This window comes from Paracoccus sp. J55, assembly GCF_000513975.1.
Taxonomy (GTDB): Bacteria; Pseudomonadota; Alphaproteobacteria; order Rhodobacterales; family Rhodobacteraceae; genus Paracoccus.
In genome coordinates, this window is the sequence record NZ_AZVA01000023.1 from 49641 (window position 1) to 63016 (window position 13376).

The 13376-nt window shown below is 70.7% G+C and carries 14 protein-coding genes; 6 read left to right on the forward strand and 8 right to left on the reverse strand.

Annotation, left to right across the window (positions count from 1 at the left end; translation table 11 throughout):
- Positions 1-2: 2 nt before the first annotated feature.
- On the forward strand, positions 3-218 hold the full coding sequence (locus PARJ55_RS0116080) for a hypothetical protein (RefSeq protein WP_028713974.1): 216 nt from the start codon (positions 3-5) through the stop codon (positions 216-218).
- Here the strand turns inward: PARJ55_RS0116080 and PARJ55_RS0116085 are convergent.
- Complete coding sequence (locus PARJ55_RS0116085) at positions 193-4068, reverse strand: non-ribosomal peptide synthetase (protein WP_028713975.1); 3876 nt, start codon at positions 4066-4068, stop codon at positions 193-195. The two genes, PARJ55_RS0116080 and PARJ55_RS0116085, sit on opposite strands and share 26 nt — an antisense overlap.
- Before the next feature lie 171 nt (positions 4069-4239).
- Here PARJ55_RS0116085 and PARJ55_RS0116090 point away from each other — a divergent pair, with 171 nt between their 5' ends.
- Together PARJ55_RS0116090 and PARJ55_RS0116095 are read left to right on the forward strand one after the other, a co-directional pair.
- Positions 4240-4809, forward strand: coding sequence for a cytochrome b (locus tag PARJ55_RS0116090; RefSeq protein WP_028713976.1), 570 nt, complete (start codon positions 4240-4242; stop codon positions 4807-4809).
- Positions 4810-4899: 90 nt separating this feature from the next.
- Positions 4900-5232: a DUF2794 domain-containing protein gene (locus tag PARJ55_RS0116095; RefSeq protein WP_028713977.1), complete on the forward strand. Its 333-nt coding sequence runs from the start codon at positions 4900-4902 to the stop codon at positions 5230-5232.
- A 23-nt stretch (positions 5233-5255) separates the two neighbouring features.
- Here the strand turns inward: PARJ55_RS0116095 and PARJ55_RS0116100 are convergent, their stop codons facing one another.
- The 5 genes from PARJ55_RS0116100 to cobA all read right to left on the reverse strand — a co-directional run bounded on the left by PARJ55_RS0116100 (position 5256) and on the right by cobA (position 8582).
- Positions 5256-6065 (reverse strand): crotonase/enoyl-CoA hydratase family protein, encoded by an 810-nt coding sequence (locus tag PARJ55_RS0116100; protein ID WP_028713978.1) that lies wholly within the window; start codon positions 6063-6065, stop codon positions 5256-5258.
- A gap of 3 nt (positions 6066-6068) precedes the next feature.
- Positions 6069-6998, reverse strand: coding sequence for an AEC family transporter (locus tag PARJ55_RS0116105; RefSeq protein WP_028713979.1), 930 nt, complete (start codon positions 6996-6998; stop codon positions 6069-6071).
- Positions 6998-7246 carry a sulfurtransferase TusA family protein gene (locus PARJ55_RS0116110; protein WP_036698857.1) on the reverse strand — a complete coding sequence of 83 codons (249 nt, stop codon included), beginning with the start codon at positions 7244-7246 and terminating at the stop codon, positions 6998-7000. The genes PARJ55_RS0116105 and PARJ55_RS0116110 overlap by 1 nt, the downstream gene beginning before the upstream one ends.
- Before the next feature lie 10 nt (positions 7247-7256).
- Entirely contained in the window at positions 7257-7772 is a 516-nt protein-coding gene (locus PARJ55_RS0116115) for a DUF2478 domain-containing protein (protein ID WP_028713981.1), read from the reverse strand.
- A 78-nt stretch (positions 7773-7850) separates the two neighbouring features.
- Complete coding sequence (cobA, locus tag PARJ55_RS0116120) at positions 7851-8582, reverse strand: uroporphyrinogen-III C-methyltransferase (protein WP_028713982.1); 732 nt, start codon at positions 8580-8582, stop codon at positions 7851-7853.
- A 120-nt stretch (positions 8583-8702) separates the two neighbouring features.
- Between cobA and PARJ55_RS0116125 the strand changes: the two genes are divergently transcribed.
- Genes PARJ55_RS0116125 through plsY form a run of 3 tightly spaced genes read left to right on the forward strand, consistent with a single transcriptional unit; the run spans position 8703 to position 11511 of the window.
- A complete protein-coding gene (locus tag PARJ55_RS0116125; protein WP_028713983.1) occupies positions 8703-9662 on the forward strand; it encodes an aspartate carbamoyltransferase catalytic subunit in 960 nt (319 codons plus the stop codon).
- Positions 9659-10930, forward strand: coding sequence for a dihydroorotase (gene pyrC, locus PARJ55_RS0116130; RefSeq protein ID WP_028713984.1), 1272 nt, complete (start codon positions 9659-9661; stop codon positions 10928-10930). The genes PARJ55_RS0116125 and pyrC overlap by 4 nt, the downstream gene beginning before the upstream one ends.
- Entirely contained in the window at positions 10927-11511 is a 585-nt protein-coding gene (gene plsY, locus PARJ55_RS0116135; RefSeq protein ID WP_028713985.1) for a glycerol-3-phosphate 1-O-acyltransferase PlsY, read from the forward strand. The genes pyrC and plsY overlap by 4 nt, the downstream gene beginning before the upstream one ends.
- Positions 11512-11592: 81 nt before the next feature.
- Here plsY and PARJ55_RS0116140 read toward each other — a convergent pair whose 3' ends face one another.
- Both PARJ55_RS0116140 and PARJ55_RS0116145 read right to left on the reverse strand, forming a co-directional pair.
- Positions 11593-12468 (reverse strand): 3-hydroxybutyryl-CoA dehydrogenase, encoded by an 876-nt coding sequence (locus tag PARJ55_RS0116140; protein ID WP_028713986.1) that lies wholly within the window; start codon positions 12466-12468, stop codon positions 11593-11595.
- 200 nt (positions 12469-12668) lie between these two features.
- Positions 12669-13376: electron transfer flavoprotein subunit alpha/FixB family protein (locus tag PARJ55_RS0116145; protein WP_028713987.1), on the reverse strand; the 708-nt coding region annotated here is incomplete at its 5' end.

Below are 13376 nucleotides of genomic sequence, written 5' to 3' on the forward strand. Positions count from 1 at the left end.
AGGTGCAAGAGGGCATTCCCGGTCTTTACGTCTCGCGCGGGATCGCGCAGCTGCAGGCCGATGCGAATGAAATCCTGCTGGGCATCGCCTGGCTGATCGGCGGGCTGGCCAGCGGGGTGTTCGCGCTGGCCTTTCCGCGCGCCGGAACGCCGGCCGCGATGCGCCCGGCGGCAGGGCCCGGCCGCCCGGCCGTCAGCCCCGATCCAGCCTCCGGCTGAGTTCGGGCGCGATCAGCGCCGTGGCCTCGGCTGAGGTCATTTCTGCATGCAGGAAGGGCAGGTCGATGACTTCCAGCCGGGCGGCATAGGGCGCCCACATTTCGGGCGTCAGCGTGCGGTCCTTGTGGTCGCGCGCGGCGCGGAAATGCGTGACGGTGCTGCCGAAGCGGCGGTGATGATGGCCGCGGATCAGCCGGTTGGTGCCGGTCACCGTGCGCACCACTCCGTCCAGAACCGGCTCGGGCAGGGCGCCAAGCGCGCTGTCCCCCCGGCGCAGGAAGGCCACCACCGCCTCGCGCGTATCCAGGTCGCGATGCGCTTCGGGATCGTAGCCGGCGATGGCCAGCAGGGCGCGCAGGGCGGCGACCGGATCGGGCTCGGGCTCGTCGCGCCAGGCATCGCAGGGATAGCTGTCGAGCATGGCGACCAGGCCGGGCTCGCGCCCGGTCGCGGACAGGATCACCGCGATGTCCTGCGCCAGGATGCCGCCGACCGACCAGCCGGCCAGATGCGCCGGCTGGCCTTCCGGCACCAGCGCCGCGATGCGCTGCGCATAGTCCCGGGCCAGTGCCGCCAGGCTCTCGGGCATGGCCACTGTCGGGTCGAGGCCGGGATGCTGCAAGCCCCAGACCCGCCGCGCCGGGGCGATGCGCCGCGCCAGCCCGCGATAGCCCCAGGCCAGGCCGCCGGCCGGGTGGATCAGGAACAGCGGCGCGGCTTGCGGGTCGCCCTCGGCCAGCAGGATCAGCGGGCCAAGCCCGTCGTCACGGGGCGCCTGCGCATCCAGCGCGGCGGCCAGGGCGGCCAGCACCGGCTGCTCGAAAATGGTGCCCAGGCCCGGGTCGCGGCCGGTCGCGGCTTCCAGCGCCTGCGCCAGCCGCACAGCGGAAAGCGAATCGCCGCCGAGCGCGAAGAAATCCGCCTCGGCCGGGGCGGGGGCGTCCAGGTGCAGGATCTCGGCGTAAAGCCGTGCCAGCAGCCGTTCGGTCGGGGTCTCGGCCGCCCGGCCGGCGGCGGCGAATGCCGGCGCCGGCAGCGCCTTGCGGTCCAGCTTGCCGTTCGACGTGACCGGCAGGGCCTTCAGCGCCACTTCGGCCGCGGGCAGCATATAGGCGGGCAGGCTGGCCGCCAGCCGCTCGGCCAGCAGGCCCGGCCGCCAATCCGCCGCCGGCACCAGATAGGCGACGAGGCGCTTTTCGCCGGCATGGTCTTCGCGCGCGATCACCACCGCCTCGCGGGCCAGGCCCGAGGCCATGATCGCCGCCTCGATCTCGCCCAGCTCGACGCGCAGCCCGCGGATCTTCACCTGGTGGTCCGAGCGGCCCAGATAGACCACCGCCCCGTCCGGCCGCAGCCGCGCCAGGTCGCCGGTGGCGTAAAGCCGCCCCTGCGGCGCGTCGACGAAGCGTTCCGCCGTCAGGTCGGGCCGGCCCAGATAGCCGCGCGCCAGCTGCACGCCGCCCAGATACAGGTGCCCGGCCAGGCCCGGCGGCACCGGGCGCATGCGCTCGTCCAGAACCTCCAGCGCCGTGTTCCAGACCGGAAAGCCGATGGGGATCGGGTTCGCGCGGTCCTCGGGCCCGGCGGGCCAGAAGCTGACATCCACCGCCGCCTCGGTCGGGCCGTAGAGGTTGTGCAGCTCGGCCCGGATGCGGGCGTGGAAGCGGTCGCGCTGATCCGCCGTCAGCTCCTCACCCGAACAGAATACGCGGGCCATCGCCAGCCCCTGCGAGGCGGGCGAGGCCAGGAAGGCCGAGAGCATCGAGGGCACGAAATGGCAGGTGGTGATCCCGCGTTCCCGGATCAGCCGGGCGATGGCGGCGGGGTCGCGATGCGCGCCGGGCGGCGCCATGACCAGCTCGGCCCCGGCGATCATCGGCAGGAAGAACTCCCAGACCGAGACGTCGAAGGTTGCCGGGGTCTTTTGCAGGATGCGGTCGCTGGCATTGATGCCGTAATGCGCCTGCATCCACAGCAGGCGGTTTACGATGGCGCGATGCTCGACGGCGACGCCCTTCGGCTCGCCGGTCGAGCCCGAGGTGAAGATCACATAGGCCAGATCGTCCGGGGCCGGCGCGGCCTTGGGGCGGCCTTCGACCGGCGGGTCGGTGGGCCAGTCGGCGGGCAGCAGCAGCCCGGTGCCCGGGGGGAACAGCCCGGCCAGATCGGCCGAGGTCAGCACCGCGGCCGGCCGGGCCTGCGCCAGGATGCGGCCGATGCGCTCGGGCGGATGCGCCGGGTCCAGCGGCAGATAGGCGGCGCCCGCGCGCAGGATCGCCAGCAGCGCCACGGGCAGCTCAAGCGAGCGTTCCAGCGCCACCGCGACGATGCGGTCGGGACCGGCGCCGAGCTCTTGCAGCCGCGCGGCCAGGGCGGCGCTGCGGCGGTCGAGCGCCGCGAAGTCCAGGCTGTCCACGCCGAAGCTGACGGCGGGGGCCTGGGGCGTGGCGGCAAGCTGCGCCTCGATCAGCGCGGTCAGGGTGGTGTCGGGCAGGGGGTGGCGCGTCGCTTCGGCCCGCGCCCTTGCCGCGGCGATCTCGGCGGGACTGGCGGTCGGCACCTCGGCCAGGGTTTCGGCGGCAAGCGCCGCGGCCAGGAAGGCCGCCAGCCGGTCGCCATGGCCGCGCACCTCCTCGGGGGCGTAGAGCGCCGGGTTCGCGTCCACCTCGAAGATCATGCCCGCTTCAGGGTCGCCGCGGAAGGTCAGCGTCAGGTCGTCCACCGCCCCGGCGCCCAGGATGTGCAGCCGGCAGTCGAGCCCCGGGAATTCCGGCGGCTTGTCAAAGGGCTGCACGTTCACAAGCGGGCCGTAAAGCCGCCGCGTGCCGCCGACCAGCCCCAGTTCGCGCCGCAGAAGCTCGCTGCGATAGAGGCCGCGGCGGCGGGCCTGGGCCATGGCCTTCGACTGCGCGGCCAGCCATTCGGGCAGCGGCGCGTCCTCGTCCAGACGCAGCCGATGCGGCAGCACGTTCATCGCCATGCAGGGCACCTGCGCGATCCTGCGACCCATCCGCGCCATGAAGGGCAGGCCGATCACCGCCTCGCCCCCGGTCCAGCGCGCCAGATAGGCGCCGCAAAGCGCGTTCAGCACATCCGGCCAGCCCAGCCGGTGCCGGGCGGCATAGGCGGCCAGCAGGTCCAGCAGCGCCTGCGGCAACCGGCGCGAATCGCGCAGGAAGTCATGGCCGCTGACCGCACGGCCCGGCGCCGGGCCCGCGACCTCGGGCAGGCCGGCAAGCTGGGCGTGCCACCAGTCGCGATCTGCCGCGCGCCGGGACGAGGCGCGCCAGGCTGCGTCCTCCTCGGCCGCCAGCGCCAGCGGGCCGAAGGGCTCGGGCTCGGGCGTCCCGGCCACTAGCGCGGCGTAATGCGCGGCGATGCGGTTGGTCACCAGCACCATGCCGTAGCCGTCGATGGCCAGGTGGTGGATGCGCTCGTAAAGGAAATGCCGCTCGGGGCCGAGTGCGATCAGGGCCAGCGCCCCGGCCGGCTCGCGCGCGAGGTCCAAGGGGCGGCGGCTGTCGGCCTGCATCTGCGCCAGCGCCTGCGCCTCGGCATCGGGCTGGGCCGAGAGGTCGGCAAAGCCCAGGATCGGCGGCAGGCCCAGCCATTGCCGCGGCCCCTCGGGCCCGGCGGCGAAGCGCAGCGCCAGGGCCGGGGTCTCGGCGATGGTGCGCTGCACGGCCTGGGCCAGCGCGTCGCGGTCCAGCGGGCCGGTCAGTTCCAGATATTGCCCGGTGTTCAGGATCGGGTTGTCCGGGTCCAGCGCCTGGACATACCAAAGCCCCTCCTGCGCCTCGGTCAGCGGGCAGCCGGTCTCGGTCGGGAGGTCGCGATTCTGAGCATTCATCTGGGCCACACCCTGGCAGGCACAAGGGAAACGGAAACGAAACGGATGCTGACGACCATGTTACCCCGCAGACAGGTTCGCGGGTCTTGCCCGTTTCGGGCCATGGCCATACTGTCGCTAAGAAAATTAGTCAACTTTACCCGGGCGCGACCGGACCGCGCAGGAGCCGCCATGACCCCCGATTCCCTTCCCTGGCGCGACTCCGCCCGGCTCTATGGCAAGCTGACGCGGCTGCTGCATTGGAGCATCGCGGCGCTGATGCTGTGGCAGTTCCTGGGCATGGGGTTGCGGCTGGCGCTGGGCCGCACGCCGCTGGTGTCCTTCTTCGTCGGCTCGCATCAGAAGGTCGGCACGGTTCTGTTCCTGCTGATCGTGCTGCGGGTGCTCTGGGCGCTGGCGAACCGCCGCAACCGGCCCGACCATGGCGTGGGGCTGTTGGGGCTGGCGGCGCGGCTGGGCCATGGGGCGCTGTATCTGGTGATGGCCCTGGTGCCGCTCGCCGCCCTGCTGCGCGCCTATGGTGGCGAGCGCGCCTTTGCCCCCTTCGGCTTCGAGATCTTCGCCGCCCGGCAGCCGCCGATCGGCTGGATGGTGGGGATCGGCGATGCGCTGCATGGCGAGATGGCCTGGCTGCTGCTGGCGCTGATCGCGGGCCATGTCCTCATGGTGGGCGTGCATGAGGGGATGTGGCGCGACGGCACGCTGGCGCGCATGGCCGGGCGGCAGCGCGCCGGGTTTTGACGCCGGGCGTTGCGGGCAGATCGGCAAACTGGCGCGCGGCGGCCCTTTTTCGTTGATTGCGTGCCGGGGCGGTGTCACCATTCGCCTATGATGAATATGCCCTTCGGTTTCCCGTCCGAGCATGATCGCGTGGCCTTCGACCGGGCCGAACTGGGCGTCATCCTGTCGGTTTACGGGCGCATGGTCGCGGCGGGCGAGTGGCGCGACTATGCCATGTCCTTCCTGCGCGATATGGCGGTGTTCTCGGTGTTTCGCCGGGCGGCCGAGCATCCGCTCTATCGCATCGAAAAGCGGCCCAAGCTGCGCAACGCGCAGGGACAATATGCGGTGATCGGCATGGACGGGCGCATCCTCAAGCGCGGCCACGACCTGCCCACCGTGCTGCGGGTGCTGGAGAAGAAGCTGATCCGGCCGGTGGACTGACCCGGGCGGCCGCGGTCGGGCGGTCAGCCCGCCTCGGCCTCCGGCTTGATCTTCTGCGCCGTGCCCTGGGCGAAGCTGTCCAGCCGGCCCTTGGCCGCGTCCTGGGTGTTGACGATGCCGGCGACCATGGATTCGGCATAGGCGGCGTCCAGCCCCGACATGTTCTGCATGTGCGAGATCGCCGAGCAGGCGGCGAAATTCGACAAGGGCGTGTTCTGCGCCACCCGGCGGGCCAGCTCATAGGCCTTGGCCTCGCTGTCCGCGACCCGGTATTGCGCCAGCCCGACCTGCACCGCCTCCTCGCCGGAATAAAGCCGGCCGGTCAGCATCATGTCCACCATGCGCGCCTGGCCGATCAGCCGCGGCACGCGGATGGTGGCGCCGCCGCCGGTGAACAACCCGCGCTGGCCCTCGGGCAGGCCGAAATAGGTGGTCTCGTCCATGACCCGGATATGGACCGAGGAGGCCAGCTCCAGCCCGCCGCCGACCACCGCGCCCTTCAGCGCCGCGATGACCGGCACGCCGCCGTATTCGATCTTGTTGAAGGCTTCGTGCCAGCGCAGGCAGATGCGCATGAACTCGGCGGGGCTGCGCTGCTCGCGCCCGTGCTCGACCAGGTCCAGCCCGGCGCAGAAATGCGGCCCCTCGGCGCGCAGCACCACGGCGCGGGCGCCCGAGGCGGGCAGGGCGGAAAAGACCTCGACCAGCTCCTCGATGGTCTCGGCGCTCAGCGCGTTGCGCTTGGCGGCGCGGTTCAGGGTGACGGTGGCGATGCCGTCCTCGTCCATCCGAAACAGCAGGTTGTCGAGCGTCAGGGCCGAGATGTCGCGCATGGTCTAGCCTTTCGTGATCCAGTGAATGACGACGGGAACCGTGGCGATGCTGGCCGCGGTCGAGATCAGGATGGCCGCCGAGACGCGCTGCACGGCGGTGCCGAAATATTGCGCGAGGATATAGACATTGCCCGCGACCGGCAGGCTGGCGGCGGCGATCATCACCCCCGCCGCATAGGGCTCGACCCCGAAGACCGCCAGCGCGGCGATGCCCACGGCCAGCGGATGCAGCACCAGCTTGGCGAAGCTGAGCCAGAGCGCCGGGCCCATGCGCTCGGCCGCGCGGCCGGCGAGGCTGGCGCCGATGGCGAAGAGCGCCCCCGGCGTGGCCGAGGCGCCGAGCAGCGCCAGGAACTCGTCCAGCGGGCCCGGCATCGGCAGGTGCAGCCCGGCCCAGGCCAGGCCGGCCAGCATCGAGACGATCATCGGGTTCGAGACGATGCCGCGCAGCAAGGGCACCAGCGTCGAGAGCCGCACCCGCCCCTGCCTTGCCGCGGTGACGATCAGGGTGATGAGGGTCGAGAACACCACCATGTCGATGGTCAGCACCATCAGCACCGGGCCGATGGCGCGTTCGCCCAGCAGCACGACCAGCATCGGCACGCCCAGAAAGCCGGTATTGCCGGTCATTGCCGTATGCGCCTCCATCGCCGCGGTGGCGAGCGGCTGGCGGCGCCAGCGCGCCACCGCGAAACCCAGGGCCCAAAGCGCGGCCGAGCCTGACAGATAGGCCAGGACGAAAGCGGGGTCGAAGAGGCTGGCCACGTCCAGCGTCGCGGCAAAGCGGAACAGCATGGCCGAAAGCGCGAAGTAGAAGACGAATTTCGTCAGCCAGCCGGTCGCCTCGGGCGGGAAGAAGCGCGTGCGCCCCGCCAGCCAGCCCGTGCCGATGACGAGAAAGAAGGGCAGGGTCTTCAGGAAGATCGCCAGCATCAGTCCGCGGCGATGGCGCAGGCGGGGCCGCGCTCGACGGTATATTCGGTCTCGCCCGGCGCCACCTCGCGGCTGCCGATCAGCCGGTGGCCGGATTCGGCGCAGAAATGCGGCACGTCGATCACCGCGGCGGGGTCGGTGGCCAGCAGCGTGACCCGCGCGCCCCGGGGCAGCGCCATCAGCCGCTTGCGCAGCCGCAGCACCGGCAGGGGGCACAGAAGGCCGCGCGCGTCGATCTGCAGGCTCATGGCAGCAGGCTCATGCGGCAGGGCGGGCCAGCTGCGTGCGGCACCAGTCCTCGATGCGCTCGGCCGCGACATGTTCGGCCAGGTCGCCGGCGAAGTCGCGAAAGCCCGGCAGCTGTTCGTCGGGGACATGCACCAGCACCGGGATGCCCGCGGCCAGCGCCCGGGCGATGGTGTCGCGAAAGCCGCGGCCGAAGCATTCCTGCTTGCCGAACTTGTTGACGATCAGCAGCTCGGCGCCGCGGTCCAGAACCGATTCGGTGCGGGCGACGGCGCGGGTCAGCGCCTCGCTGTCCAGCCGGCAGGCCTGCGAGCCCGCGCCCAGCGACTGGGTGATGCGCACCAAGGGGCCGTCATCGCCGAGGATGCGCAGGTCCATGTCGCATTCGCAGCCGGGGCTGATTTCAGTATTGATCTGCACCGCGCCGGCCAGCCGCAGCCCGGCGGCGGCCAGCCGCTCGGCCGTGGCGGTCAGCAGCCGGTCGCCGGCGCCCGGCGCATGGTCCTGGATGGTGACGAAACCCAGCATGGCGGTCCTCTCTCGGCGGCCAGCATAGTCCATGGGCGCACGGGCGCAATATTGAGTATTTGGAAAACGGTGAAGGGCTCAGTTCCCCTCGGCCAGCGGGCCGTAGAGGATCAGCGCCGGATGCGGGCTGGGGCCTTCGCTTGCAAGCTGCGCGGCAAGGCCGGTCACGGTGCTGCGGATCAGGCGCTGGTGCGGATGGCCCACCGCCTCGGCCAGCAGCGCCGGCGTGTCGGGGGGCAGGCCGTTTTCGACCAGCAGCGCCGCCATGCGCGGGAAGGTGCGCTGGCCCATGAAGACCACGGTGGTGGCGCGCGGATCGGCCAGCGCCGCCCAGTTCTGGTCCTCGGGCAGGCCGCCGGTCACGTCGGCGCCGGTGACGAATTGCAGCCGGCGCGCGGTCTGGCGCCGGGTCAGCGGCAGGCCGGCGACGGCGGCGGCGGCCATGGCCGAGGGCACGCCCGGCACGATCTGGAACGGGATGGCGTGGCGGCGCAGCGCCGTCAACTCTTCCTCGAGCCGGCCGAAGATGCCGGAATCGCCGGATTTCAGCCGCACCACATGCTTGCCGGCCTGTGCATGTTCGACCAGCAGGGCGTTGACGTTTTCCTGCTTGGCCGAGGGGCGGCCGGCGCGCTTGCCGACCGGGATGCGCTCGGCCTGCGGCCCGGCCTGGTCCAGCACCGGGCCCGAGGCGAGGTCGTCGTAAAGCACCACATCCGCCTGGGCCAGCAGGCGCGCGGCGCGCAGGGTCAGCAGGTCCGGGTCCCCCGGTCCTGACGAGACGAAGCTGACATGGCCCTTGCTGTTCATCGTTCCGCGATGCGGCAAAATCCGCGCCGATGCAAGGGGCCGATATCGGGGCCGGGGCCGCTTGCCGGGCCGCGCGGCTTTTGCCATAGAGGGCCGACCGCGACCTGGGGGACCCAAGCCATGTTCCGTGCCCGCCATCTTCTGGGGATCGAGCCGCTCGCCCCGCCCGAGATCACCACGCTTCTCGACCTGGCCGAGACCTATGTGGATCTGAACCGCCGCACGGTGAAGCATTCCGATGCCTTGGCGGGGATGACGCAGATCAACATGTTCTTCGAAAACTCGACCCGCACGCAGTCGAGCTTCGAACTGGCCGGCAAGCGGCTGGGCGCCGATGTGATGAACATGGCGATGCAGACCAGTTCGGTAAAGAAGGGCGAGACGCTGATCGACACCGCGCTGACGCTGAACGCCATGCATCCCGACCTGCTGGTGGTGCGCCATCCGCAGTCGGGCGCCGTGGACCTGCTGGCGCAGAAGGTGAATTGCGCGGTGCTGAACGCGGGCGACGGGCGGCACGAGCATCCGACCCAGGCGCTTCTGGACGCCTTGACCATCCGCCGCGCCAAGGGGCGGCTGCACCGGCTGACCGTGGCGATCTGCGGCGATATCGCGCATAGCCGCGTGGCGCGCTCGAACCTGATCCTGCTCGGCAAGATGGAGAACCGGCTGCGGCTGGTCGGCCCGGCGACGCTGATGCCCTCGGGGGCGCGGGACTGGGGTTGCGAGGTCTACGAGGACATGCGCGAGGGGCTGAAGGGCGCCGATGTGGTGATGATGCTGCGCCTGCAGCGGGAACGGATGGACGGCGGCTTCATCCCGTCCGAGCGGGAATACTACCACCGCTGGGGGCTGGACGCCGAGAAGCTGGCGCTGGCGGCGCCCGATGCCATCGTCATGCATCCGGGGCCGATGAATCGCGGGGTCGAGATCGACGGCACCATCGCCGACGACATCAACCGTTCGGTGATCCAGGATCAGGTGGAAATGGGCGTCGCGGTGCGCATGGCGGCGATGGACCTGCTGGCGCGCAACCTGCGCGCCGAGCGCGGCGCCAAGGCGGCGGAGATGATGGCATGATCCTGCACTTCCACAATGCCCGGCTGGTCGACCCCGAGGCGCAATCGGTCGAGGAAGGTTCGCTGACCGTCCGCGACGGCATGATCGAGGCGATGGGCGCCGACGCCCCGCAAGGCGCCGAGCTGATCGACTGCGGCGGCAAATGCCTCGCGCCCGGGCTGATCGACTGGGGCGTCAAGATCGGCGAGCCGGGCGAGCGGCACAAGGAAAGCTTCCGCAGCGCCGGGCTGGCGGCGGCGGCGGGGGGCGTGACCACGGTGATCGCGCGGCCCGACACGATGCCGCCGATCGATGCGCCGGAATCGCTGGAATTCGCCACCCGCCGGGCGGCCGACGCGCCGGTGAACATCCGCCACATGGCGGCGCTGACCCGCGCCCGCGAAGGGCGCGAGATGGTCGAGATGGGCTTTCTGCAGGATGCCGGCGCCGTGGCCTTCACCGACGGGGTGCGGGTGGTCTCGGACACCCGGCTCCTGTCGCGCTGCATGACCTATGCCCGCGGCCTGGGCGCGCTGATCGTCGGCCATCCGCAGGAGCCGGGCCTGTCCAGGGGCGCCGCGGCGACCGGCGGCAAGTTCGCCTCGCTCTACGGCCTGCCGGCGGTTTCGCCCATGGCCGAGGTGATGGGGCTCGACCGCGACCTGGCGCTGGTGGCGATGACCGGCGCCCGCTACCATGCCGACCAGATCACCGTTGCGGCCAGCCTGCCGGCGCTGCGCCGCGCGCGCGAGGCCGGGCTGGACGTCAGTGCCGGCATCTCGATCCATCACCTGACGCTCAACGAATATGACGTGGGCGGCTATCGCACCTTCTTCCGCTTCACCCCGCCCTTGCGCTCCGAGGAGGACCGGCTGGCCATGGTCGAGGCGGTGGCCGAGGGGCTGATCGACGTGATCGCCAGCTTCCACACCCCGCAGGACGAGGAAAGCAAGCGCCTGCCCTTCGCCGAGGCGGCGCCGGGCGCGGTGGGGCTGCAGACCCTGCTGCCGGCGGCGATGCGGCTTTACCATCAGGGCGGGCTGAGCCTGCCGCAGCTCTGGCGGGCCATGTCGCTCAATCCGGCGCGCCGCCTCGGCCTGCCCGGCGGGCGGCTTGCGGCGGGGGCGCCGGCCGACCTGCTGCTGTTCGACCCGGACGCGCCCTTCGTGCTGGACCGCTTCACCCTGCTGTCGAAGTCGAAGAACACCCCCTTTGACGGCGCGCGGATGGAGGGCAGGGTGCTGGGCACCTGGGTCGCCGGGCGCCGCGTCTTCGGAGAGGACGCATGAGCCTGATCCTCTGGGCCGTGATCGGCTATCTTCTGGGCTCGGTGCCCTTCGGCATCGTCATCACCCGGGCGCTGGGGCTGGGCGACCTGCGCCGGATCGGCTCGGGCAATATCGGTGCGACCAACGTGCTGCGCACCGGCAACAAGCCGGCGGCGCTGGCGACGCTGGTCCTGGACAGCGGCAAGGGTGCCATCGCCGTGCTGCTGGCGCGCTGGCTCGCCGGTCCGGAGGCGGCGCTGGTCGCGGGGGCGGCGGCCTTCCTGGGCCACCTGTTCCCGGTCTGGCTGGGGTTCCGGGGCGGCAAGGGCGTCGCCACCTTCCTCGGCACGGTTCTGGCGCTCGACTGGCGGCTCGGGCTCGCGGCCTGCGGGATCTGGCTGCTGACCGCGCTGGTCGGCCGGATCTCCTCGCTCTCGGCGCTGGTGGCGGCGGCGCTGACGCCTTTCCTCGCCCTCTGGCTCGACGGCCCGCGCATGGCGGCGGTGACGGTGTTCATGGCGGCGCTGATCTTCATCCGCCACCACGCCAATATCAGCCGCATCCTCGCCGGGACAGAACCCCGCATCGGCAAGAAGACCTGAGCTTCTTTCTTGCCCAAATATCCCGGGGGAATGCTTGAGCGGCCCCGTCGAGGGGCCGTTCAAGCATGGGGGCAGAGCCCCCTATCGCGTCGGAACCGGCTCTTCGCCGGAATAGTCGTAGAATCCGCGCCCGGTCTTGCGGCCCAGCCAGCCCGCCTCGACATATTTCACCAGAAGCGGGCAGGGCCGGTATTTGGTGTCCGCCAGCCCCTCGTGCAGCACGTTCATGATCGCCAGGCAGGTATCGAGGCCGATGAAATCCGCCAGCTCCAGCGGCCCCATCGGATGGTTGGCGCCCAGCTTCATCGACTGGTCGATGGACTTGACCGAGCCGACGCCCTCGTAAAGCGTATAGACCGCCTCGTTGATCATCGGCATCAGGATGCGGTTGACGATGAAGGCGGGGAAGTCCTCGGCGCTGGCCGAGGTCTTGCCGATCCTCTCGACCACGTCCACAAGGGCCTTGTAGGTCTCCTCGTTGGTGGCGATGCCGCGGATCAGCTCGACCAGCTGCATGACCGGGACCGGGTTCATGAAATGGAAGCCCATGAAGCGTTCGGGGCGGTCGGTGCGGCTGGCCAGCCGGGTGATCGAGATCGACGAGGTGTTCGAGGTCAGGATGGTCTCGGGCTTCAGATGCGGCAGCAGATCCTCGAAGATCGCCTGCTTGACGGTCTCGCGCTCGGTCGCGGCCTCGATGATCAGGTCGGTCTTGCCCAGATCGGAAAGCGTCATGGTGGTGGTGATGCGCTTCATCGCCGCATCCTTGTCCTCGGCCGAGATCTTGCCGCGGCTGACCTGGCGGTCCAGGTTGCGGTCGATCTGCGCCACGGCCTTGTCCAGCGCCTCGCGCGAGATGTCGGTCATCAGCACGTCATAGCCCGCCAGCGCGAAGACATGGGCAATGCCGTTGCCCATCTGCCCGGCGCCGATCACGCCCACCGATTGAATCGCCATGAACCTCATCCTTTTGTCGGTCAGTCGGGACGATAGGCGCAAGCGCCCCGAAGGTTCAATGTAAAAACCGCCCGGCGGGCGGCCGGGCGGTTTTCGGGATATGTTCCGGGCGGTTGGGGGCTCTGCCCCCGCGCCCCTGCGGCCCCTCGACGGGGCCTCAGGAGCGCTCCCCCGGAGTATTTGCGAAACGGTGAAAGCCCTCAGAGCTTCCCGGTCAGTTCGGGCACCACGGAGAACAGGTCGCCGACCAAGCCGTAATCGGCGATCTGGAAGATCGGCGCCTCCTCGTCCTTGTTGATCGCCACGATCACCTTGCTGTCCTTCATCCCCGCCAGGTGCTGGATGGCGCCGGAGATGCCCACCGCGACATAGAGCTCGGGGGCGACGACCTTGCCGGTCTGCCCGACCTGCCAGTCGTTCGGGGCATAGCCCGAATCCACCGCCGCGCGGCTGGCGCCCACCGCGGCGCCGAGCTTGTCGGCCAGCTGCTCGATGATGGCGAAGCTCTCCTTCGAGCCGAGGCCGCGGCCGCCCGAGACCACACGCTTGGCCGAGGTCAGCTCGGGACGGTCGCTCTCGGCCACCTCATCGGCGACCCAGGCCGACAGGCCGGGATCGGCGGCAGCGGCGGTCTCGGCCACGCTGGCCGAACCGCCCTCGCCGGCCGCGTCGAAGCTGGCGGTGCGGATGGTGAAGACCTTCTTCGCGTCCCGCGACTTCACCACCTGGATGGCGTTGCCGGCATAGATCGGCCGCTCGAAGGTCTCGGCATCGAGGATGGCCGAGACGTCCGACAGCACCATCACGTCGAGAAGCGCCGCAACCCGCGGCATGACGTTCTTGGCATCGGTGGTCGCCGGCGCGGCGATGTGGTCGTAATCGCCGGCCTGGCCGACGATCAGCGCCGC